General features: G+C 70.8%; 21 protein-coding genes. 3 read left to right on the top strand and 18 right to left on the bottom strand.

Annotation, left to right across the window (positions count from 1 at the left end; all coding sequences use genetic code 11):
- Positions 1-5 precede the first annotated feature (5 nt).
- The 3 genes from AB0898_RS05765 to AB0898_RS05755 all read right to left on the bottom strand — a co-directional run bounded on the left by AB0898_RS05765 (position 6) and on the right by AB0898_RS05755 (position 2,869).
- Complete coding sequence (locus AB0898_RS05765; RefSeq protein ID WP_366801552.1) at positions 6-662, bottom strand: vitamin K epoxide reductase family protein; 657 nt, start codon at positions 660-662, stop codon at positions 6-8.
- Positions 663-881: 219 nt separating this feature from the next.
- Complete coding sequence (gene hisS, locus AB0898_RS05760) at positions 882-2,144, bottom strand: histidine--tRNA ligase (RefSeq protein WP_366801551.1); 1,263 nt, start codon at positions 2,142-2,144, stop codon at positions 882-884.
- Positions 2,145-2,161: 17 nt separating this feature from the next.
- The gene (locus AB0898_RS05755; RefSeq protein ID WP_366801550.1) at positions 2,162-2,869 is read right to left on the bottom strand and encodes an MBL fold metallo-hydrolase; all 708 of its coding nucleotides are present in this window, start codon (positions 2,867-2,869) and stop codon (positions 2,162-2,164) included.
- 180 nt (positions 2,870-3,049) lie between these two features.
- Between AB0898_RS05755 and AB0898_RS05750 the strand changes: the two genes are divergently transcribed.
- Positions 3,050-3,889 (top strand): peptidylprolyl isomerase, encoded by an 840-nt coding sequence (locus AB0898_RS05750; RefSeq protein WP_366801549.1) that lies wholly within the window; start codon positions 3,050-3,052, stop codon positions 3,887-3,889.
- 158 nt (positions 3,890-4,047) lie between these two features.
- The gene (locus AB0898_RS05745) at positions 4,048-5,277 is read left to right on the top strand and encodes a DUF349 domain-containing protein (RefSeq protein WP_366801548.1); all 1,230 of its coding nucleotides are present in this window, start codon (positions 4,048-4,050) and stop codon (positions 5,275-5,277) included.
- A gap of 115 nt (positions 5,278-5,392) precedes the next feature.
- Here the strand turns inward: AB0898_RS05745 and AB0898_RS05740 are convergent, their stop codons facing one another.
- From AB0898_RS05740 to ruvC, 8 genes are all read right to left on the bottom strand, one after another.
- Positions 5,393-7,912 carry a RelA/SpoT family protein gene (locus AB0898_RS05740; protein WP_366801547.1) on the bottom strand — a complete coding sequence of 840 codons (2,520 nt, stop codon included), beginning with the start codon at positions 7,910-7,912 and terminating at the stop codon, positions 5,393-5,395.
- Positions 7,913-8,636: 724 nt separating this feature from the next.
- On the bottom strand, positions 8,637-9,176 hold the full coding sequence (locus AB0898_RS05735; RefSeq protein ID WP_366801546.1) for an adenine phosphoribosyltransferase: 540 nt from the start codon (positions 9,174-9,176) through the stop codon (positions 8,637-8,639).
- Positions 9,173-10,276: a protein translocase subunit SecF gene (secF, locus tag AB0898_RS05730; RefSeq protein ID WP_366801545.1), complete on the bottom strand. Its 1,104-nt coding sequence runs from the start codon at positions 10,274-10,276 to the stop codon at positions 9,173-9,175. The genes AB0898_RS05735 and secF overlap by 4 nt, the downstream gene beginning before the upstream one ends.
- A 3-nt stretch (positions 10,277-10,279) precedes the next feature.
- Positions 10,280-12,058, bottom strand: a complete 1,779-nt coding sequence (gene secD / locus AB0898_RS05725) for a protein translocase subunit SecD (protein WP_366801544.1) — start codon at positions 12,056-12,058, stop codon at positions 10,280-10,282.
- Positions 12,059-12,201: 143 nt separating this feature from the next.
- Positions 12,202-12,756 (bottom strand): preprotein translocase subunit YajC, encoded by a 555-nt coding sequence (gene yajC / locus AB0898_RS05720; protein WP_366801543.1) that lies wholly within the window; start codon positions 12,754-12,756, stop codon positions 12,202-12,204.
- 165 nt (positions 12,757-12,921) lie between these two features.
- Positions 12,922-13,992: a Holliday junction branch migration DNA helicase RuvB gene (ruvB, locus tag AB0898_RS05715; protein ID WP_366801542.1), complete on the bottom strand. Its 1,071-nt coding sequence runs from the start codon at positions 13,990-13,992 to the stop codon at positions 12,922-12,924.
- A gap of 28 nt (positions 13,993-14,020) precedes the next feature.
- The gene (gene ruvA / locus AB0898_RS05710) at positions 14,021-14,626 is read right to left on the bottom strand and encodes a Holliday junction branch migration protein RuvA (RefSeq protein ID WP_366801541.1); all 606 of its coding nucleotides are present in this window, start codon (positions 14,624-14,626) and stop codon (positions 14,021-14,023) included.
- Positions 14,623-15,216 (bottom strand): crossover junction endodeoxyribonuclease RuvC, encoded by a 594-nt coding sequence (ruvC, locus tag AB0898_RS05705; RefSeq protein WP_366801540.1) that lies wholly within the window; start codon positions 15,214-15,216, stop codon positions 14,623-14,625. The genes ruvA and ruvC overlap by 4 nt, the downstream gene beginning before the upstream one ends.
- Positions 15,217-15,533: 317 nt before the next feature.
- On the opposite strand from ruvC, the gene AB0898_RS05700 reads away from it, so the two are divergent.
- Positions 15,534-15,845, top strand: coding sequence for a hypothetical protein (locus AB0898_RS05700; RefSeq protein ID WP_366801538.1), 312 nt, complete (start codon positions 15,534-15,536; stop codon positions 15,843-15,845).
- Between the two features lie 101 nt (positions 15,846-15,946).
- Here AB0898_RS05700 and AB0898_RS05695 read toward each other — a convergent pair whose 3' ends face one another.
- The 7 genes from AB0898_RS05695 to pgsA all read right to left on the bottom strand — a co-directional run bounded on the left by AB0898_RS05695 (position 15,947) and on the right by pgsA (position 21,799).
- On the bottom strand, positions 15,947-16,699 hold the full coding sequence (locus AB0898_RS05695; RefSeq protein WP_366801537.1) for a YebC/PmpR family DNA-binding transcriptional regulator: 753 nt from the start codon (positions 16,697-16,699) through the stop codon (positions 15,947-15,949).
- Between the two features lie 80 nt (positions 16,700-16,779).
- Entirely contained in the window at positions 16,780-17,385 is a 606-nt protein-coding gene (pdxT, locus tag AB0898_RS05690) for a pyridoxal 5'-phosphate synthase glutaminase subunit PdxT (protein WP_366801536.1), read from the bottom strand.
- A 12-nt stretch (positions 17,386-17,397) separates the two neighbouring features.
- Complete coding sequence (gene pdxS, locus AB0898_RS05685; RefSeq protein WP_161178297.1) at positions 17,398-18,303, bottom strand: pyridoxal 5'-phosphate synthase lyase subunit PdxS; 906 nt, start codon at positions 18,301-18,303, stop codon at positions 17,398-17,400.
- Positions 18,304-18,415: 112 nt separating this feature from the next.
- Positions 18,416-18,958, bottom strand: coding sequence for a hypothetical protein (locus AB0898_RS05680; RefSeq protein WP_366801535.1), 543 nt, complete (start codon positions 18,956-18,958; stop codon positions 18,416-18,418).
- Between the two features lie 41 nt (positions 18,959-18,999).
- Entirely contained in the window at positions 19,000-20,163 is a 1,164-nt protein-coding gene (locus AB0898_RS05675) for a glycosyltransferase family 4 protein (RefSeq protein ID WP_366801534.1), read from the bottom strand.
- On the bottom strand, positions 20,160-21,074 hold the full coding sequence (locus tag AB0898_RS05670; protein WP_366801533.1) for a phosphatidylinositol mannoside acyltransferase: 915 nt from the start codon (positions 21,072-21,074) through the stop codon (positions 20,160-20,162). The genes AB0898_RS05675 and AB0898_RS05670 overlap by 4 nt, the downstream gene beginning before the upstream one ends.
- Entirely contained in the window at positions 21,071-21,799 is a 729-nt protein-coding gene (gene pgsA / locus AB0898_RS05665; RefSeq protein WP_407078291.1) for a phosphatidylinositol phosphate synthase, read from the bottom strand. The genes AB0898_RS05670 and pgsA overlap by 4 nt, the downstream gene beginning before the upstream one ends.
- Positions 21,800-21,817: the final 18 nt, after the last annotated feature.

Genomic DNA, 21,817 nt, shown 5'->3' with positions numbered 1-21,817 from the left:
GGTGCTCAGCTGGTCCAGAAGCTCCACCAGCGGGTCAGGATCAGCATGCCGATGATGCCGATGTGCAGGGCCGGCAGGACCCAGGTGAACTCGCCGAAGAAGGTCTTCAGGGCGCGGCCGCCCGGCAGGAAGCCGTTGCGCACGTTGAAGGACGTGACGTACCAGAACATGACGATGGTGGCGACCCAGGCCAGGGAGCACCACAGGCACAGGGCGTTGATCCGGTACAGGGACTGGAACTGGAGCCAGGAGCAGAAGGCCACGCCGAAGAGGGTGCCGAAGTTGAAGGTCAGCCAGTACCAGCGCGGGAAGCGGGCGCGGGCGAGCAGGCTCATGCCGACGCAGATGACGATGCCGTAGCAGACCAGGCCGAGCATGGGGTTCGGGAAGCCGAACGCGGCGGCCTGCTTGCTCTCCATGACGCTGCCGCAGGAGACCACGGGGTTGAGACTGCACCCCGGGGTGAAGGTCTTCCCCGCGACCTTGGCCTCAAGGATCTTGAACTTGTCGATCGTGATGACCCACGCGGCCAGCAGCCCCGCGGCACCGGTGATCAGCAGCAGCACGGCGAAGGCGCGGCTGCCGCCCGCGGCTCCGGGTGGGGTGGCGGCGTACTCCGGCTCGGGCACGGTGGAGACGTCGGTGACTGTCGTCTTGCTCATCACGCCGATTCCGTCTGCTTGAGAAGGGACCTTCTTCGGGCAGGGGCCATTGTGCCGCACGGGTGCGCCCGCGCACCGTTCGCTGTGGATAAGTAAGGACCTTCGGCCCTCGGAAGGGGCGGGTTTCCGGCCGGTTCCGCATCCGGCGGGGGCACAGCAGAGCGAAGAGTGACGGGCCGGGCGGCATCGTGCCGCCCGGCCCGTCACACGGCTGCCGGCTCAGGCGAGCCGGGACTCCAGTTCCGCGACGACCTCGGTGAGGCCGACCGGCGTCTGGTCGCCGGTCTCCATGTCCTTGAGCTGGACGACGCCCTCGGCGAGGTCGCGTTCGCCGGCGACGATCGCGTAGCGGGCGCCGGAGCGGTTGGCGGCCTTCATGGCGGCCTTGAGGCCCTTGGCGCCGTAGCAGAAGTCGGCCGCGACGCCGACCTTGCGCAGTTCGGTGACCTTGGCGAACAGCAGGCGGCGGGCCTCGTCGCCGAGGGGGACGGCGTAGACGCTGGTGGCGGAGGGGATGTCCAGTTCCACACCCTCGGCCTCCAGGGCGAGGACGGTGCGGTCCACGCCGAGGGCCCAGCCGACCGAGGGCAGCGCGGGGCCGCCGATCATCTCGGAGAGGCCGTCGTAGCGGCCGCCGCCGCCGACCGCGGACTGCGAGCCGAGGCCGTCGTGGACGAACTCGAAGGTGGTGCGGGTGTAGTAGTCCAGGCCGCGGACCAGCTTGGGGTCGTCCTCGAAGGAGACGCCCGCCGCGAGGACCAGCTCGCGGACCTCCTCGTGGTACGCCTTGCAGGCGTCGCACAGGTAGTCGCGCAGCAGGGGGGCGCCGGTGAGCTGCTTCTGGACCGACTCGCGCTTGTCGTCCAGGACGCGCAGCGGGTTGATCTCGGCCCGGCGCAGGGTGTCCTCGTCGAGGTCGAGGCCGCGCAGGAAGTCCTGGAGGGCGGCCCGGTAGACGGGACGGCACTCCTTGTCGCCGAGGGAGTTCAGCAGGATGCGGAAGTTCCTCAGGCCCAGCGAGCGGTACGCCTGGTCGGCCAGGATGATCAGCTCGGCGTCCAGCGCCGGGTCCTCGGCACCGATCGCCTCGGCGCCGACCTGGGAGAAGTGGCGGTAACGGCCCTTCTGGGGGCGCTCGTAGCGGTAGTACGAGCCGGAGTACCAGAGCTTGACCGGGAGGTTGCCCGCCTTGTGCAGGTTGGCCTCCAGGGCGGCGCGCAGCACGGAGGCGGTGCCCTCGGGGCGCAGGGCGAGCCGGTCGCCGCCCTTGGTCTCGAAGGCGTACATCTCCTTGGTGACGATGTCGGTGGACTCGCCGACACCGCGCGCGAACAGCTCGACGTTCTCGAAGCCGGGGGTCTCGATGTAGCCGTACCCGGAGTTGCGCAGGGGGGCGGCGATGGCCTCGCGCACGGCGAGGTACGTGGCGGACTGCGGCGGGATCAGGTCGTACGTGCCCTTGGGGGCCTTGAAGGTGCTCACGGAAAGAAGCTCTCTCGTCACATTCCTCGTCGGGGAGCCTGGCCGGCTCCCTGGCCGGCGGCCACCTGCCGCAGATAGGGGTTGGTGGCGCGTTCCTGGCCGATGGTCGTCTGGGGGCCGTGGCCGGAGAGCACCACGGTGGAGTCGTCGAGCGGCAGGCACACGCGTGCCAGCGACCCGAGCATGTCCTCCATGGAGCCGCCCGGCAGGTCGGTGCGTCCGATGGAGCCGGCGAACAGCAGATCCCCGGAGAAGAAGACCGGCGGGATGTCGGTCTTCTCGGGCATCTCGAAGGTCACCGACCCCTTGGTATGGCCCGGCGCGTGCGCGACGGAGAACTCCATCCCGGCCAGCTCCAGCTTCGCCCCGTCGGTCAGCTCCCGGACGTCGCCGGGCTCCCCCACGGTCAGCTCGCCCATGAGCGGCATGCCGATGGACCGGCCGAGCGCCTTCTCGGGGTCGCTCAGCATGTAGCGGTCGTCGGGGTGGATCCAGGCCGGCACGTCATGTGCGCCGCACACGGGGACGACCGAGGCCACATGGTCGATGTGGCCGTGGGTGAGGACGACGGCGGTGGGCTTCAGCCGATGCTTGCGCAGCGTCTCCTCGACTCCTTGGGCGGCCTGATGGCCCGGGTCGATGATCACGCACTCCTCACCGGCGGCGGGGGCGACGACGTAACAGTTCGTCCCCCAGGCCCCGGCGGGGAACCCGGCAATGAGCACGATCGTCCTTCGTTTGTGTCGGTACGGGAGGGCTCGCGGGCGGTCGGCCCGTGGTCCAGAGCCTACCGGCGCTGCCGTTTCCTCAGCGAACCCATATACGGTACGGGGCTACACGCGCCTGTCGGTCCGGCGCGCGCACGCGTACCGGCCGGCACACGACACGCATGAGGAGAGAACCCGGTGGTCAGCCAGGAGCAGCGGCGGCGTCAGCTCGCCCGGGAGAAGTTCTTGCGGCAGCAGCAGCGGCGCACGAGCGCACGGCGCAAGGCGAGGACGCGCAACGCCGTGATCGCGTCGGCCCTCGGCGTGGCCGTGATCGCCGGTGTCGCCCTGTACACGACCGGGGCGCTGAAGAGCGACGACAGCAAGAAGGTGAACGCGGGCTCCGAGCCCACGCCGTCCGCGAGCCCGGCCAAGAAGGCGCCGGACCCGTGCGAGAAGCCCGCCGAGGGCGCGGTGAAGAAGCTCCAGTGGAAGAAGGAGCCGGCGGTGTCGATCGACACGTCGGCCAAGTACACGATGAAGCTGGCCACCACCTGCGGTGACATCGACGTGGCGCTGAACAACGCGGCCCCGCACACGGTCAACTCGTTCGACTTCCTGGCGAACAAGGGCTACTTCGACCACACGAAGTGCCACCGTCTGACGACCAACGGGATTTACGTGCTGCAGTGCGGCGACCCGACGGGCACCGGCAGCGGCGGTCCGGGCTACACGATCCCGGACGAGAACCTGAAGGACAAGAGCCTGAAGGGCGGCACGTACCCGGCGGGCACGGTGGCGATGGCCAACCAGTACAACGCCCAGACCAAGCAGGGCCGTCACACCGGCGGCAGCCAGTTCTTCCTGGTCTACAAGGACAGTCCGCTGCCGCCCGACTACACCCCGTTCGGCACGGTCGACAAGGCGGGCCTGAAGGTGCTCGACAAGATCGCGAAGGCCGGCGAGAGCACGAGCATGGGCGACGGCGCCCCGAACGCGACGGTCGTGATCGACAAGGCGACGGTCGCCAAGTCCTGACCCTCCGGTGGTGGCGGTCCGCGTCGTCATCTGCGCAATTTCGGTCGCGCTGGATGCGGACAGGCCACCCGCCGGTCGCCTATGTTGGCGGTGACGAAACTGTGGACGATGCCCGGGGGCCGGGAGGCACCTGGCGGGCATCATGTGGAGGAGGCGCTGTGAGCAGCGACCCGTGGGGCCGCGTCGACGAGACGGGGACCGTGTACGTGCGTACGGCAGACGGCGAGCAGGTCGTCGGATCGTGGGCGGCCGGCTCCCCCGAGGAGGCGCTTGCCTACTTCGAGCGCAAGTACGAGGGCCTGGTTGTCGAGATCGGCCTCCTCGAAAAGCGGGTGCAGACCACCGATCTGTCGGCCAAGGACGCCCAGACGGCGATCGGCCACATCCGCGAGCAGGTGGACGCGCACCACGCGGTCGGCGACCTGGACGCGCTGCGGACCCGCCTCGACAAGCTGGTCAAGACGGTCGAGTCGCGGCGCGAGGAGCGCAAGGCGCAGCGGGCCAAGCAGTCCGACGAGGCCCGCAAGGCCAAGGAGGACCTGGTCGTGGAGGCCGAGCAGCTGGCGGCCTCCGACCAGTGGCGGGTGGCCGGTGAGCGGCTGCGGGCGCTGGTGGACACCTGGAAGGGGCTGCCCCGTCTGGACCGCAAGTCCGACGACGAGCTGTGGCACCGCTTCTCGCACGCCCGGTCGGCGTTCTCCAAGCGGCGCAAGGCGCACTTCGCGCAGCTGGACGCGCAGCGCGAGGACGCCCGCCGGATCAAGGAGCAGCTGGTCGCCGAGGCCGAGGCGCTGTCGGGTTCGACGGACTGGGGTCCGACGGCGGCCCGTTACCGCGATCTGATGGCGGACTGGAAGGCGGCGGGCCGCGCCCAGCGCGAGCACGAGGACGAGCTGTGGAACCGCTTCCGCGGTGCCCAGGACGTGTTCTTCGCCGCGCGCAGCTCCGTGTTCGCGGAGCGGGACGCGGAGCAGGGCGAGAACCTGAAGCTGAAGGAGGGTCTGGCCGAGGAGGCCGAGAAGCTCCTTCCGGTCTCCGACCTGAAGGGCGCGCGGGCCGCCTTCCGCTCGATCAACGAGCGCTGGGAGGCCATCGGTCATGTGCCGCGGGACGCGCGTCCCAAGGTCGAGGGCCGGATGCACGCGGTCGAGCGGGCCATCCAGGAGGCCGAGGAGGCCGAGTGGCGCCGGACCAACCCGGAGGCGCGTGCGCGCGCCGAGGGGCTGACCGGTCAGCTCCAGGCCGCCGTGGACAAGCTGCGCGGCCAGATCGAGCAGGCGCGTGCCCAGGGCAACACCGCGCGCGCCGACAAGCTGGAGCGTGAGCTGGAGGGCCGTCAGGCGCTCCTGGACCAGGCTCTGAAGGGTCTGCACGAGTTCGGCGGCTGATACCCCGCCCACCACGCCGAAGGCCCCGTACGCGACGTACGGGGCCTTCGGCGTGTTCTGGGTCTCCTGGGGCCCGCGGGTCCTGCGGGGGGCCTGTGCGGCCCCCCGCGCGGTCCTACGAGCGGTTGCGGGCCGAGGTGACCCGGTAGACGTCGTAGACGCCCTCCACGCCCCGGACGGCCTTCAGGACGTGGCCGAGGTGCTTGGGGTCGCCCATCTCGAAGGTGAAGCGCGAGGTGGCCACCCGGTCGCGGGAGGTCTGCACGGCCGCCGAGAGGATGTTGACGTGCTGGTCGGACAGGACGCGGGTGACGTCGGAGAGCAGCCGGGAGCGGTCGAGGGCCTCGACCTGGATGGCGACCAGGAAGACCGAGGACTGGGTGGGCGCCCACTCGACGTCGAGGATGCGCTCGGGCTCGCGGGAGAGCGACTCCACGTTGACGCAGTCGTTGCGGTGGACGGAGACGCCGCTGCCCCGGGTGACGAAGCCGATGATCGGGTCGCCGGGGACGGGGGTGCAGCAGCGGGCCAGCTTGACCCACACGTCGTCGACGCCCTTGACCACGACACCGGGGTCGGAGCTGGAGCGGCGCTTGCGGCTGCGGCCGCGCGAGGGCGGGACGCTCTCGTCGATCTCCTCGCTCGCGGCCTCCTCGCCGCCGAGCGCCTGCACCAGCTTCTGCACCACGTTCTGCGCGGAGACATGGCCCTCGCCGATCGCCGCGTACAGCGCGGAGATGTCGGGGTAGCGCATCTCGTGCGCGAGCGTGACCAGCGAGTCGCCGGTCAGGATGCGCTGGATCGGCAGGTTCTGCTTGCGCATGGCGCGGACGATGGCGTCCTTGCCCTGCTCGATCGCCTCGTCGCGGCGCTCCTTGGAGAACCAGGCGCGGATCTTGTTGCGCGCGCGGGGCGACTTGACGAAGCCGAGCCAGTCGCGGGACGGACCCGCGCCGGGCGCCTTGGAGGTGAAGACCTCCACCAGGTCGCCGTTGTCCAGGGTGGACTCCAGCGGTACGAGGCGTCCGTTGACACGCGCTCCTATGGTGCGGTGGCCCACCTCGGTGTGCACCGCGTAAGCGAAGTCGACCGGGGTGGCCCCGGCCGGGAGCGCTATGACGTCGCCCTTGGGCGTGAAGACGAAGACCTCGTTGCGCGAGAGGTCGAAGCGCAGGGACTCCAGGAACTCGCCGGGGTCCTCGGTCTCCTTCTGCCAGTCCAGGAGCTGTCTGAGCCACGCCATGTCGTTGAGGTGGTCGTCCTTGCCCTTGCCGGACGTCTTCGGCGCGTCGCTGCGCACCTTGGAGGCGCCGGCGACGGCCTCCTGCTTGTACTTCCAGTGCGCGGCGATGCCGTACTCGGCACGGCGGTGCATGTCGAACGTGCGGATCTGGAGTTCGACCGGCTTGCCGTTGGGCCCGATGACCGTCGTGTGCAGCGACTGGTACATGTTGAACTTGGGCATCGCGATGTAGTCCTTGAACCGGCCGGGGACCGGGTTCCATCGCGCGTGGATGGTGCCGAGGGCCGCGTAGCAGTCGCGGACGGTCTCCACGAGGACGCGGATGCCCACCAGGTCGTAGATCTCCGCGAAGTCACGGCCGCGGACGATCATCTTCTGGTAGACGCTGTAGTAGTGCTTGGGGCGGCCTGTGACGGTCGCCTTGATGCGGGCGGCGCGCAGGTCGGACTGCACCTCGTCGGTCACTATGGCGAGGTACTCGTCGCGCTTGGGGGCGCGCTCGGCCACCAGACGCACGATCTCGTCGTACATCTTGGGGTAGAGGATCGCGAAGGCGAGGTCCTCCAGCTCCCACTTGATGGTGTTCATGCCGAGGCGGTGGGCGAGCGGCGCGTAGATCTCCAGCGTCTCGCGCGCCTTCTTCTCCTGCTTCTCGCGCTTGAGGTAGCGCATGGTGCGCATGTTGTGCAGGCGGTCGGCGAGCTTGATGACCAGGACGCGCGGGTCCTTGGCCATGGCGACGACCATCTTGCGCACGGTCTCTGCTTGCGCGGCCTCGCCGAACTTGACCTTGTCCAGCTTGGTGACGCCGTCGACCAGCAGCGCGACCACGTCGCCGAAGTCCCGGCGCAGGTCGTCCAGGCCGTAGTCGGTGTCCTCGACGGTGTCGTGCAGCAGGCCCGCCATCAGGGTGGCCGGGTCCATGCCCAGCTCGGCCAGGATGGTGGTGACGGCCAGCGGGTGGGTGATGTACGGGTCGCCGCTCTTGCGCTTCTGTCCCCGGTGCCAGCGCTCGGCGACCTGGTAGGCGCGCTCGATCTGGCGGAGCGTCGCGTTCTCGATCTTGGGGTCGTTGCTGCGCACTATCCGCAGCAGGGGCTCCAGGACCGGGTTGTAGGGATTCGCGCGCTGTACGCCGAGGCGGGCCAGGCGGGCGCGGACGCGGTTGGAGGAGCCGGAGCGGGACGCGGACTGGCCGGCCGCGGCACGCACGGGAGCGGCCGGTTTCGGCCGGGAGGCGTCGGCGGTCTTCTCGACGGGCGCGGAGGAGGCGTGGGCCGCCGTCCCGCGCGAGTCGTTCTTCGCGTCGGACGCGCTGGGCGCGGGCTTCACCGCCGGGGCCGAGGCGGGCTCGGGCTTGGCGGCGGTCAGTGGCTGGGCCTCGTCTGGCAAGAGGACTCCTCGTGCGCGATCCGGGTAGCCCGGACAGGCTCCGGAGATCCCATGGTAGCCATCCCACGCCTCGTCATCGCTCCCGGCCCGATGCGCGGCCACTCCGTCCACGGAACGCGTGGGGCCCGTGGGGGATTCCGGGAGGTGGCCGGGGAGGGCCGGTGGGGTGGCCGGAAGCGTATGGGTGGGGGCGGGCGGGGTGGGTACGGCGGTGGGCGGACGTGACGGACGCGGTCGGGGGCGGACGTGGGCCGGAAAGTGGCGGGTGCGGCGGAGGGCCGGTACGGCGGGTGCGGCCGGGGCCGGTGCGGCGGATACGGCCGGCGGCGGGTGCGGCCAGGGACGGACCGTGGCGGATACGGCGGGGGCGGTACACGGCGGGGTGCGGCCGGGGGGGCCGTACGGCGGATACGGCCGGCGGTGGACATGGCGGGTGCGGCCAGGGACGGACCGTGGCGGGTGCGGCCAGGGAGCCGGTACAGCGGGTACGGCCGACGGCGGACATGGCGGGGTGCGGCCGGGAGCGGGACGTGGCAGATACGGCCGGGGTCGATACGGCGGACGCGGCGGAGGGCCGGTACGGCGGACACACCCGGGGGCGGACGTGGCGAAGAGCCGGGACGGCGGACACGCCCGGGGTCGGACGGGGCGGATACGGCCGTGGGCGGCACCAGGGGTCCGGTGCCGCCCACGGGCGAGCTGTGCTTCGGTTCTGCCGGAGGCGTCAGACCTGGAGCAGGGCTTCCAGGGGGGCGCCCTTGAGGGCGGGCTCCAGGCGGGCGCGGCCGCCGAGGAAGCCGAGCTCCATGAGGACCGCGAGACCCGCGACCTCGGCACCGGCCCGCTCGATGAGCTGGGCCGCGGCCTCGGCGGTGCCGCCGGTGGCGAGCACGTCGTCCACGATCAGCACGCGGTCGTCCGGGGTGAGGTCCTCGGCGTGCACCTCGATCTCCGCCGACCCGTACTCCAGGTCGTAGGCCTGGCGCAGGGTCGCGCCGGGCAGCTTGCCGGCCTTGCGGACCGGGATGAAGCCGAGGCCCGCGCGGACGGCGACGGGCGCTCCGAGGATGAAGCCGCGGGCCTCCAGGCCGACGACCTTGGTCGCCCGGGTGTTCGTGGCGATCTCGGCCAGCGTGTCGGTCAGGGCCGTGAACGCTGCCGGGTCTGCCAGGAGCGGGGTGATGTCCTTGAACATCACTCCCGGCTCCGGGTAGTCGGCGACGTCACGGATTCGGCTGAGCAGCAGCTCCTGGATGTCGGTCATCGGCGCTTTCCAGAGGGTCGGCCGCGGCCTCGGTTGCGTGCCGCGGACTGGTCGCGCGGGCCCACCACAGCGGACGCCGCCTCGTAAGTATCACCCGCGGGACCCGACTCCCCGGAATCGTCCCCGGCCGCGGCCTGCGCGCGCTTGGCCAGGACCCGCTTGCGCAGGGCCTTCATCGCGGGCTCGCGCTCCTTGAGATCGGCGACGAGCGGGGTGGCGATGAAGATCGAGGAGTACGCGCCGGCCGCGAGGCCGACGAACAGCGAGAGCGAGATGTCGTTGAGCGTGCCGGCGCCGAGGAAGCCGCCGCCGATGAAGAGCAGACCCGCGACCGGCAGCAGGGCGACGACCGTGGTGTTGATCGAGCGCACCAGGGTGCCGTTGATCGACTGGTTGGCGATGTCGCTGTAGGTGAAGCGGGTCTGCTTGGTGATGTCCTTGGTCTGCTCCTTGAGGCTGTCGAAGACGACGACCGTGTCGTAGAGCGAGTAACCGAGGATGGTCAGCAGACCGATGACCGTACCGGGCGTGACCTCGAAGCCGACGAGGGCGTAGATGCCGACGGTGATCGTGATGTCGTGGATCAGGGCGACCAGGGCCGCCACCGCCATGCGCCACTCGAAGGCGATGGCCAGGTAGATCACCACGAGCACCATGAAGATCGCCAGGCCCTCCCAGGCCTTGTTGGCGATCTGCTCGCCCCAGCTCGGGCCGACCAGGTCGGCGTTGAGCTTCTCGGGGTCGATCCGGAGGTCCTTGGCCAGGGTCTCCTTGATGTCGTCGGCCTTGCCGGTGTCGATGCCGGCGATCTGGATGCGCAGGCTGCCGTTGCCGAGCTTCTGCACCACCGCTTCGTGGCCGGAGGCCTCATGGGCGAAGCCCTCGGCCTGGGCGACCGACACGCTCATGCTGGTCGGCGTGGTGAAGACCGCGCCGCCCTGGAAGTCGATGCCCATGTTCAGCCCGCGCACCACCAGGCCGACGATGGCCGTGATGGTGATCAGGATGGAGACGCCGTACCAGATCTTGCGCTTGCCGATGAAGTCGTAACTGATCTCACCGCGGTGCAGCCGGGCGCCGAGGTTACCGAGCTTCGACATCGCTCACGCCTCCTTGAAGTCGACGGAACCGGCGGCAGGACCGGACTGACGGCGGGTGCGGCGCAGCGGCGCCTTGGCACCCAGGCTCTTCGGGTCGAGCCCGGACCACTTGTGGCCGTCCGCGAAGAACTTGCGGCGGGCCAGGAGGGTCATGAGCGGCTTGGTGAAGAAGAAGACCACGACCACGTCGAGCACGGTGGTCAGACCGAGCGTGAACGCGAAGCCCTGCACCTTGCCGACGGTCACGATGAACAGCACCGCGGCGGCGAGGAACGACACGAAGTCGGAGACGAGGATGGTGCGCCGGGCGCGCGGCCAGGCCCGCTCGACGGCGGGGCGCAGCGTGCGGCCCTCGCGGATCTCGTCCCGGATGCGTTCGAAATAGACGATGAACGAGTCGGCGGTGATGCCGATCGCCACGATGGCGCCACAGACCGCGGGCAGGTTCAGCGCGAAGTGGATCGCCGGACCGAGCAGGGTCATGATCACGTAGGTGAGGATCGCGGAGACCAGCAGGGAGGCCATGGCGACGAGCGACAGACCGCGGTAGTAGATCACCAGGTAGAGCACGACCAGGGCGAGGCCGATGGCGCCCGCGAGCAGACCGGCGTGGAGCTGCTCACCGCCGAGCGCGGCGGTCACCGTGGTGACGGTCTCCTTCTGGAAGGACAGCGGGAGCGCGCCGTAGGACAGCATGTTCGCGAGGCTCTGCGCCTCCTCCTGCGTGAAGCGGCCGGTGATCTCGGCCGAGCCGCCGGTGATGGCCTGGCTCACGCTCGGGGCGGAGACGACGTCGCCGTCGAGGACGATGGCGAACTGGTTCTGCCCGGTCTGCGCCTGCTGGGCCAGCTGCGCGGTGACGTCCGCGAACTTCTTCGCGCCGCCGGAGGTGAAGGTCATCTCCACCTGCCAGCCGGCCGCACCCTGGGTGTCGAAGCCCGCCCGGGCCGACTTGACCTCGGTGCCGTCGACGCGGGCCGGGCCGAGCACGTACTTGAACCAGGCCTTGCCCTGCTGGCCGCAGGCCAGGACGGTGTCGGTGGGCTTGGTGTTCTGGGCGATCTTGACGCGCTCGTCGGGCTTGGCGCAGTCCAGCGCCGCGAAGCGCTCCTGGAGCTTGGCGTCGGCGCCGCCGGCGCTCGCGGACGGGCTCGCGGAGGCGGCGGCCGAGGAGGACGCCTTCGGGGAGGCGGTGGAGGACGGCGTGGCGTCGGCCTTCAGGGCGCCGCCGACGGCGCGGCCCTGGGTCGTCGCCGAGGCGTTGGGGGACGGCGTGGTGGCGGACGCCTTCTGGTCACCGGCGGCGCTGCCCGAGGGGCTCGGCGAGGCGCTGCCCTTGGAGGAGGCGCTGGGCGAGGTGCTGGGCTGGGCCTCGGCGCCGTTGGGCGCGCTCGTGAGGACCTGGCGGAAGTACAGCTTGGCGGTGGTGCCGACCTGCTCCTGCGCCTGCCTGGAGTTGGTGCCCTTGGGGATGTTGACGATGATGTGGTCGGTCCCCTGGGTCTGCACCTCGGTCTCGGAGACACCCAGACCATTGACACGGCGGTTCATGATGTCGACCGCGGTGTCCATGTTGGCCTTGTTGATCGCCGACCCCTGGTCGGCCTTCGCCTTGAGCGTGATGCTCGTACCACCGGCAAGGTCGATGCCGAGACGCGGAGTGGTGTGTCCGGAGGCGAACATTCCCCCGGTGAGCGCCACGATGGCGATCAGGATGAGGACCAGTGAGCGCCCTGGCTTGCTCTGAGCGCTCGCACTCCGGCCCTTCTTAGGTGCTGCCACCTTCTCGTACTCCCTCTCGGGCCGCTCTGGGCGCCGTCGGCGCGGGGCGGCCATGACATGGTGTCGGGATCCGTGCGGGAAACAGAGGCGATCGGGGCGTGCCCGGCGGATGTCGGACGGTGCCGGGCCGCCTCGTCGAACGCCTACTTGGCGCCGGACTCGCCGTCGGTCTTCTTCGGCGCGTCGCCCGTCTTGGCCTCGGCGGCGTCCTTGACGTCGGCGGTGTCCGCGGGCTTGGCGTCCCCGGTCTCCTCGACGGTCTCGGCGTCCTTGGCGGCGTCGTCCTTCGCCTCGGCGGCCGGGGCGTCCTCGGCGGCGTCCTTCTTGCCGAGGTCGACGGGCTTGTCGCCGGCGTCGTCCGTGAGGGAGGAGGCGTCGTCCGGGACGATGTCCGCGTCGGACTTCAGGTCGTGCTCGACGCCGTGCACGATGCGGTTGTACTCGTCGTCGGTGAGAACGGCGCCGATCGCGTTCTTGGCGAAGACCAGCTCGACACCGGGGCCGGCGTCGAGGAGGACGGTGTCCTCGGTGATCTCCTTGACCGTCGCGTACATCCCCCCGATGGTGCGCACGCCCGAACCGGGCTGCATCTCGTTACGCATCTGGCTGGCCTGCTGCTGCTTCTTCTTGGCCGATCGCGTCATCAGGAACATGGCCGCGATGAGCACGATGAAGGGGAGAAGGGTATAGATCTTCACGAGACGGAATTTTCCTTCGCGTGACCGCGCGGTGAGCGGCCTGGTGGAGGGGGCTGGTCGGCGCCGCCCGCATGGGCGGCATCGGCGGAGTCTAGGCGAGTCCGCGTGCATGGAACAACGCTCAGCATGGCACCTCGGTTCCTTCCGTCGCCAATGCCCCCGCCGTCACGCCCCGAACAGGTCCTGTTGTCCGTTTCCCGCGCCCGCCGCGCCCGGCGGGGTCAGTCCGAGATGGGCCCAGGCCGCCGGGGTGGCGACGCGGCCGCGGGGGGTCCGGGCGAGCAGGCCCTCGCGTACGAGGAAGGGCTCGGCGACCTCCTCCACCGTCTCACGCTCCTCCCCCACCGCGACGGCGAGTGTGGACAGACCGACCGGTCCGCCGCCGAAGAGCTTCAGCAGTGCTTCGAGCACCGCCCGGTCCAGCCGGTCGAGGCCGCGCGCGTCCACCTCGTAGACGGCGAGGGCGGCGGCCGCGACCTCACGGGTGATCAGGCCGTCGGCCTTGACCTGCGCGTAGTCGCGGACCCGGCGCAGCAGGCGGTTGGCGATGCGGGGCGTGCCCCGGGAGCGGCCGGCGATCTCGGCGGCGCCCTTGCCCTCTATGCCGACGTCGAGCAGGTTCGCCGAGCGGTGCACGACGCGCTCCAGCTCGTGCGGCTCGTAGAACTCCATGTGCGCGGTGAAGCCGAAGCGGTCGCGCAGCGGGGGCGGCAGCAGACCGGCGCGGGTGGTGGCGCCGACCAGGGTGAAGGGGGGCAGCTCCAGCGGGATGGCGGTGGCGCCGGGTCCCTTGCCGACGATGACGTCGACGCGGAAGTCCTCCATCGCCATGTACAGCATCTCCTCGGCGGGCCGGGACATGCGGTGGATCTCGTCCAGGAAGAGGACCTCGCCCTCCTGGAGGGAGGAGAGGATCGCGGCGAGGTCGCCCGCGTGCTGGATGGCGGGGCCGGAGGTGATGCGGATGGGGGCGGCCATCTCCGCGGCGATGATCATCGACAGGGTGGTCTTGCCGAGGCCGGGCGCGCCGGAGAGCAGGACGTGGTCGGCGGTGGCCCCGCGCGCGCGGGCGGCGCGCAGCACCAGGTCGAGCTGTTCGCGGACCTTCTCCTGGCCGATGAACTCGCCGAGGTCCTTGGGGCGCAGGGCGGCCTCGACGGCCTGGTCCTCCCCGTCGGCGACGGAGCCCACCAGCCGGTCGTCGGCGGGGCTGTCGGTCGGGTCGTCCCGGTTCACTCAGATACTCCTTGCGGGGCGGCGCGGGTCAGCGGGCGCGGTTGAGGGTCTGGAGGGCGGCCTTCAGCAGCTGGCCCACCTGCGGGGTGCCGCCTGCGGCCTCGGCCTCGGGGGCCACGGCGGACACGGCCTCTTCGGCCTCGCGGGGGGCGTAGCCGAGGCCGACCAGCGCGGTGTGCAGCTGGTCGCGCCAGCCCCGGGCGGCCGGGGCGACGGCGGCGGCGGTGCCGAGGGGCGCGCCGAGCCGGTCCTTCAGTTCGAGGAGCAGCTTCTGCGCGCCCTTCTTGCCGATGCCGGGTACGGCGGTGAGGGCCTTCTCGTCGGCGGTGGCGACCGCGCGGCGCAGCGCGTCCGGGGTGTGCACGGCGAGCATCGCCTGGGCGAGGCGGGGGCCGACGCCGCTCGCGGTCTGGAGCAGTTCGAAGACCTGGCGCTCGTCGTCGTCCGCGAAGCCGTACAGGGTGAGGGAGTCCTCGCGCACGACCAGGGAGGTGTGCAGCTTGGCGGCTTCGCCCAGGCGCAGCTTGGCCAGGGTGTCCGGGGTGCACTGCAGGGCCATGCCGACCCCGCCGACCTCGACGACCGCCGTGTCGGGGGCGAGCGCGGCGATGGTGCCGCTGACGAAGGCGATCATGCCGTTCGGCCTTTCGTTGCGTGAGCTGCGTGTGCTCCGTGTGCTGCGTGTCCCGCGTGTGCTGCCTTGGCCGCGTGGGCCTCGTGCCGGGCCACGGCCTGCTGGAGCCGGTTCTGCGCGGGGGCGCGCCAGATGTGACAGATGGCGAGGGCGAGGGCGTCGGCCGCGTCGGCGGGCTTGGGCGGGGCGCTGAGCCGGAGCAGCCGGGTGACCATGGCGCCGACCTGGGCCTTGTCGGCCCGGCCGCTGCCGGTGACGGCGGCCTTGACCTCGCTCGGGGTGTGCAGGGCGACGGGGATGCCGCGCCGGGCGGCGCACAGCATGGCGACGGCGCTGGCCTGGGCGGTGCCCATGACGGTGCGCACGTTGTGCTGGGCGAAGACGCGCTCCACGGCGACGAACTCCGGCCGGTGCTCGTCCAGCCACTGCTCGATGCCCTCTTCGACGGCGACGAGCCGTGCGCCCAGTTCGGCGGTCGCCGGCGTACGGACCACACCGACGCCGAGCATCGTGAGCGGCCGTCCGGGCACACCCTCGACGACGCCGACGCCGCACCGGGTCAGCCCCGGGTCCACACCGAGTACGCGCATCTGAATAGTCCTCGCTCCTTCCATCTGCCCTGGCCGTCCGGCCCGTACGACCTGGGCCGTACCTGCCGCGCCAGGCTATCCGGCGCCACCGACAACGCGTCATCAGCCACGGAACGATCAAAGGGAAGGCAAAGAAAACGGTCCGGCCGTCCAGGAAAATCCTGATGATTCGTCAGGACTTGGGCATACGACGGCCGTTATCGATTGCTGCGCACACTTGATCGCTATACGTTCACCCACTGTCGGCCAATCGACCACCATCTGTAACAGGCCGAACTTTCATCACCATCGCGTCACACAGAAATCGGGGAAATTTCGTGCGCGCCATACTGAAGACCGCCGTCGCCACGTCCGTCCTGCTGGCGGGCCTTGCCGTCGCGACGCCCGCACAGGCCGCCCAGATGTCGGCGGAGTCCCAGCACAGCGGCCGCAGCGGCTGCTTCAACTGGTCCTACGGCGACGGTATCTCGACCACCACCGTGTACTACCACAACATCTGTAGCCACACGGCCACCATCAACATCTGGTGGAAGGACGGTCAGTTCGAGGACATGCTCGCGGACTCCGTCAAGGCCGACGGCAAGGGTCACCTGAAGCACACCGGTTCGGTCAAGAGCATCGACGGCTGATCCGGCACGTGTACGGAACGGCCCGCCGGACCAACTGGTCCGGCGGGCCGTTCTGCGTCACGGGAACGGCGGCGCCGCGGCAGTGCCACGGCGCCGGCGGCTCACGCGTCGACCTTCTCCATGACCTCGTCGCTCACGTCGAAGTTGGCGAAGACGTTCTGCACGTCGTCGCTGTCCTCCAGGGCGTCGATCAGCTTGAAGATCTTCTTGGCGCCCTCCTCGTCCAGCTCGACCTGGACGGACGGGACGAAGCTGGAGTCGGCGGAGTCGTAGTCGATGCCCGCCTCCTGGAGCGCGGTGCGGACCGCGACCAGGTCGGTGGCCTCGCTGATGACCTCGAAGGACTCACCGAGGTCGTTGACCTCCTCGGCACCGGCGTCCAGGACGGCGCCGAGCACGTCGTCCTCGGTCAGCTCGCCCTTGGGGACGATGATGACGCCCTTGCGGCTGAACATGTACGACACGGAACCCGGGTCGGCCATGTTGCCGCCGTTGCGGGTCATCGCCACGCGCACGTCGGAGGCGGCGCGGTTGCGGTTGTCGGTGAGGCACTCGATGAGCACCGCGACACCGTTGGGGCCGTAGCCCTCGTACATGATCGTCTCGTAGTCGGCGCCGCCGGCCTCAAGGCCGCCGCCGCGCTTGACCGCGGAGTCGATGTTCTTGTTGGGGACCGACTGCTTCTTGGCCTTCTGGATGGCGTCGAAGAGCGTCGGGTTGCCCTCGATGTCGACGCCGCCCATGCGGGCCGCGACCTCGATGTTCTTGATGAGCTTCGCGAAGAGCTTGCCGCGCTTGGCGTCGATCACGGCCTTCTTGTGCTTCGTCGTAGCCCATTTAGAGTGGCCGGACATCTGCCTGTCTCCTTCGCGTAACCCAATCCTGATCGGACTCCCCCGGCGCTGGGAGAGCCTGAGGGGTACCGCCGCAGATCCTACAAGGACTCCGGCGTCCGGTTCGCGCGGACCATGTCGACGAAGAGCGCGTGGACGCGATGGTCGCCGGTCAGTTCCGGGTGGAACGAGGTGGCGAGCGCGTTGCCCTGGCGGACGGCGACGATGTGGCCGTCGTGCTCGGCGAGCACCTGGACGTCCGCGCCGACGGACTCGACCCAGGGGGCGCGGATGAAGACGCCCTCCACGGGATCGCCCGGCACACCCTGGACGCCGACCGCCGCCTCGAACGACTCGTTCTGGCGGCCGAAGGCGTTGCGGCGCACGATCATGTCGATGCCGCCGATCGTCTCCTGGCCCGAGCGCGGGTCGAGGATCTTCTCGGCCAGCAGGATGAGCCCGGCGCAGGTGCCGTAGACGGGCATTCCGGCGCGCACGCGCGCGCGGAGGGGCTCCATCAGGCCGAAGAGGACGGCCAGTTTGGAGATGGTGGTGGACTCGCCGCCGGGGAGGACGAGGCCGTCCACCTCGGCGAGTTCTTCGGGGCGCCTGACGGGCCTGGCCACGGCGTCCGCCGCGGCCAGGGCGATCAGGTGCTCCCGTACGTCGCCCTGGAGGGCCAGGACGCCGATGACGGGGGTGCTCATGGGTGTCGTGCCTTACCAGCCGCGGTTCGCGTAGCGCTCGGTCTCGGGGAGGGTGTCGCAGTTGATGCCGACCATGGCCTCGCCGAGGTTGCGGGAGGCGTCCGCGATGATCTTCGGGTCGTCGTAGAAGGTGGTGGCCTTGACGATGGCGGCGGCGCGCTTGGCCGGGTCTCCGGACTTGAAGATGCCGGAGCCGACGAAGACGCCCTCGGCGCCGAGCTGGCGCATCAGGGCGGCGTCGGCCGGGGTGGCGACGCCACCGGCGGAGAAGAGGACCACCGGGAGCTTGCCCAGCTCGGCGACCTCCTTGACCAGCTCGTAGGGCGCGCGCAGGTCCTTGGCGGCGGCGTACAGCTCGTTGTTGTCGTAGCCCCGCAGGCGCGCGATCTCGTTCTTGATCTGGCGCAGGTGGCGCACGGCCTCCACGACGTTGCCGGTGCCGGCCTCGCCCTTGGAGCGGATCATGGCCGCGCCCTCGGCGATACGGCGCAGGGCCTCGCCCAGGTTGGTGGCACCGCAGACGAACGGGGTGGTGAACGCCCACTTGTCGGAGTGGTTGACCTCGTCGGCCGGGGTCAGCACCTCGGACTCGTCGATGTAGTCGACGCCGAGGGACTGCAGGACCTGGGCCTCGACGAAGTGGCCGATGCGGGACTTGGCCATCACCGGGATGGAGACGGCGTCGATGATGCCCTCGATCATGTCCGGGTCGGACATGCGGGCCACGCCGCCGTCCTTGCGGATGTCGGCGGGGACCCGCTCCAGGGCCATGACGGCGACGGCGCCCGCGTCCTCGGCGATCTTCGCCTGCTCCGGGGTGACGACGTCCATGATCACGCCGCCCTTGAGCTGTTCGGCCATGCCGCGCTTCACGCGGGCGGTGCCGGTCTCGGGAGCCTGGTTGTCGATGGTGGACACGGGGTGACCTCACTGATGGCGATGGGGATTGCTGCACCATCGAGGAAACGTGAACCCCGCAGGTCACGGCAAGGGCCAATGGGGAACCGGTGGATCGTTTTGCGCGGTCCGCTCAGGCCGCGCGCTCGATCAGGGCGGCGGGCGGCTCGTCGTCCATCTCGAAGGCGAGCGGGAAGGGGGCGTGGCCGGCGAGCCGGAACCAGCGCACCTTGCGGTGCTCGCGGAGCCTGCGGGCGGCGCCCACGGCGTCGTTGTGGAAACGGCGGGCCATCGGCACCCGGCGCACCGCCTCGGCCAGCTCCCGGGCCGCCTCCTCGCCGCCCGGCGCGGCCCGTACGGCCTCCACCTGGGCCGCCTCCTCGAACACGGCGCGCAGTGTCTGGCTCAGCTCGCTCTCCAGGACCTCCCGCTGCTCCTCCTCGGCCTGCCGGGCCGCGTGCGCGGCCTCGTAGAGCACGATGGAGGCGGCCGGGTCCAGCACCCCGGAGGTGGCCAGCTCCTGCGCCACGGAGGCCCGGCGCAGCAGCTGCGCGTCGAGCGCGGCCCGCGCGGCGTCCATCCGCACATGCAGCCGGTCCAGCCGGCCGGCCGTCCAGCTCAGATAGACGCCGATGGCCACCAGCGCGACGAGAATCCAGATGAGCGTTGCTGTCACGCCGGAAGGCTACCGGCCCCGGGCGGCGGGCTGTCCTCAGGTCAGTCGCGGGCCGCGAGGCCGAAGCGGGAGCGGAGGCCGGGGCGTTCGTCCGTGGCGACCGCCGCCGCGCCCGCGGTGACCGTCTCGTACACCGACAGGATGTCCGCGCCGACCGTGGACCAGTCGAAGCGGCGGACATGGGCGCTGCCGCGTTCGCGGAGTTCGGCGCGGCGCTCGGGGTCGCCCAGGAGGCGGACGGCCGCTTCGGCGAGGGCGTCGGCGTTCTCGTTGGCGAAGACCTCGCCCGCCTTGCCCTGGTCGAGGACCTGGACGAAGGCGTCCAGGTCGGAGGCGAGGACCGGCGCACCGGCCGACATCGCCTCGACCAGGATGATGCCGAAGCTCTCCCCGCCGGTGTTGGGCGCCACGTACAGGTCGATGCTGCGCAGGAAGCGGGCCTTGTCCTCGTCGCTGACCATGCCGAGGAACTCCACGCGCGAGCGCAGCTCCTCGGGCAGCTCCGCGACGGCCGCCTCCTCGTCGCCCCGCCCCGCCACCAGCAGCCGGGCCCCGGGCCGGGCGGCCAGGATCTTCGGCAGGCCCCGCATCAGCACCGGGAGTCCCTTGCGGGGTTCGTCGATGCGCCCTATGAAGCCGATCGTCTCGCCCTGCCACTCCGGGTTGGGCTCGGCCTTGGCGAAGAAGTCCACGTCCACGCCGTTGGGGATGACGACCGCGTCGCCGCCCAGGTGCTCGACCAGGGTCCGGCGCGCGTACTCGCTCACCGCGATCCGGGCGCTGATCTTCTCCAGCGCGGCCTGGAGGATCGCGTACGCGGCGATCATGGCGCGTGAGCGCGGGTTGGACGTGTGGAAGGTGGCCACGATGGGCCCCTGCGCCGCCCAGCAGGTGAGCAGGCCGAGCGAGGGCGAGGTCGGCTCGTGGATGTGCACCACGTCGAACGCCCCGTCGTGCAGCCAGCGCCGCACCCGCGCCGCCGAGAGGAACCCGAAGTTCAGCCGGGCCACCGAGCCGTTGTACGGCACCGGGACCGCGCGGCCCGCCGAGACCACGTACGGCGGCAGCGGGGTGTCGTCGTCGGCCGGGGCCAGCACGGACACCTCGTGGCCGAGGCGGATGAAGTACTCCGCGAGGTCCCGGATGTGGAACTGGACGCCGCCCGGGACGTCCCAGGAGTACGGGCAGACGATGCCGATCCTCACGCCCGTCCCTCCGTCCTGGCCGGGTCGAGGTCGGCGAGCCACAGCCGCTGGAGCATGTGCCAGTCCTCGGGGTGCTCGGCGATGCCGCCGGCGAAGGCGTCGGCCAGCGCCTGTGTCATGGCGGCGGTCTTCTCCGCGCGCGTGCCCGTCTCGGGGACCTCGATCGCGGGGTGCACCTCGCCCTGCATGACGGGCGAGTCGTCGTACCAGAGGGTGACCGGCAGCAGCAGCGCGCCGGTCTGCTGGGCGAGCAGCGCGGGCCCCGCGGGCATCCGGGCGCGCTCGCCGAAGAAGTCCACCTCGACGCCGGAGGCCGACAGGTCGCGGTCCGCGACCAGGCAGACCAGGCCGCCGTCGCGCAGCCGCCGCGCCAGCGTGCCGAACGCGGAGGCGCCGCTGTGCGGCAGCACCTCCATGCCGAGGCCCTCGCGGTAGGCCACGAAACGGTCGTACAGGGTCTCCGGCTTCAGGCGCTCGGCGACCGTGGTGAACGGCGTGTTCAGCTCGGTGGTGACCCAGGCGCCCGCCAGGTCCCAGTTGGCCAGGTGCGGCAGGGCGAGTATCACGCCCTTGCCCGCGGCGAGGCCGTCGATCAGATGGTGCGCGCCCTTGGGGGCGAAACCGCCCCTGATCCGCTCGGGGCTCCAGGCCGGGAGCCGGAAGGACTCCATCCAGTAGCGCAGATACGAGCGCATCCCCGCGCGCGACAGCTCGGCAAGCCGCTCCGGGCTCGCAGCGGGCACCACGCGCGCGTAGTTGGACTCCAGGCGCTGGACACCCTTGCCGCGCCGCTTCCAGGCGAGGTCGGCGATGGTGACGCCCAGCCGCGCGGCGGCCGGCTCGGGCAGCCTCTTGACCGCGCCCCAGCCGAATCCGTAGAGGGCGTCGGTCAGGCGTTCCGCAGTGCTCACTTGGCCGCCCCGCTGCCCCGTGCCGCCTCGTTCCGCGCGGCCTCCTCCGCCTCCGCCGACTCCCGGCGCACGGTGACGACGCGCTGGATCAGGGTGACCATGCTGCCCACGGCAACGATCCACAGCGCGACCGGGAGCAGGTACTGGATGCCCGGCACGCCGAACTTGTGCAGCCCCGCGAACCCGGCCGCGACCAGCGAGATGACCAGCCGCTCGGCCCGCTCCACCAGCCCGTTGACGGCCACCGGCAGCCCGATCGACTCGCCGCGCGCCTTGGTGTACGACACGACCTGGCCGCTGGCCAGACAGAAGATCGAGACGGCGCACAGCACGTTGTCATTGCCGTTGCCCGCGTACCAGAGGGCGAAGCCGCCGAAGATCGCGCCGTCGGCCACCCGGTCCAGCGTGGAGTCCAGGAAGGCGCCCCAGCGGCTGGAGCGGCCCAGCTGGCGCGCCATGTTGCCGTCGACCAGGTCGGAGAAGACGAACAGCGTGATCACGATCGTGCCCCAGAAGAACTCGCCCCTGGGGAAGAAGACCAGCGCACCCGCGACCACACCGGCCGTGCCGATGAGGGTGACCGTGTCCGGGCTCACGCCCCGGCGGATGAGAAACGTGGCGAACGGTGTGAGGACACGCGTGAAAAATGCACGCGCGTACTTGTTCAGCATGGCCTTCCCGACGGTCGTGTCGCGGCAGCCCCTGGTGACCACCGGCGCGCCCATCGTAGTCACGCGTGCGGG

Origin of the sequence: Streptomyces sp. NPDC005435 (assembly GCF_040703155.1) — a bacterium.
GTDB lineage: Bacteria > Actinomycetota > Actinomycetes > Streptomycetales > Streptomycetaceae > Streptomyces.
The sequence above is the reverse complement of the archived record's forward strand: the minus strand, read 5'-3'. Positions and strand labels throughout refer to the sequence as shown.

Bases quoted from the DNA above. Each gene is read 5' to 3' on its own strand.
- AB0898_RS05735 (WP_366801546.1), bottom strand. From the start codon at position 9,176: ATGACCGACATCCAGGAGCTGCTGCTCAGCCGAATCCGTGACGTCGCC.
- pdxT (WP_366801536.1), bottom strand. From the start codon at position 17,385: ATGAGCACCCCCGTCATCGGCGTCCTGGCCCTCCAGGGCGACGTACGG.
- pgsA (WP_407078291.1), bottom strand. From the start codon at position 21,799: ATGGGCGCGCCGGTGGTCACCAGGGGCTGCCGCGACACGACCGTCGGG.
- AB0898_RS05695 (WP_366801537.1), bottom strand. From the start codon at position 16,699: ATGTCCGGCCACTCTAAATGGGCTACGACGAAGCACAAGAAGGCCGTG.
- secF (WP_366801545.1), bottom strand. From the start codon at position 10,276: ATGTCGAAGCTCGGTAACCTCGGCGCCCGGCTGCACCGCGGTGAGATC.
- AB0898_RS05765 (WP_366801552.1), bottom strand. From the start codon at position 662: ATGAGCAAGACGACAGTCACCGACGTCTCCACCGTGCCCGAGCCGGAG.
- ruvC (WP_366801540.1), bottom strand. From the start codon at position 15,216: ATGCGCGTACTCGGTGTGGACCCGGGGCTGACCCGGTGCGGCGTCGGC.
- ruvA (WP_366801541.1), bottom strand. From the start codon at position 14,626: ATGATCGCCTTCGTCAGCGGCACCATCGCCGCGCTCGCCCCCGACACG.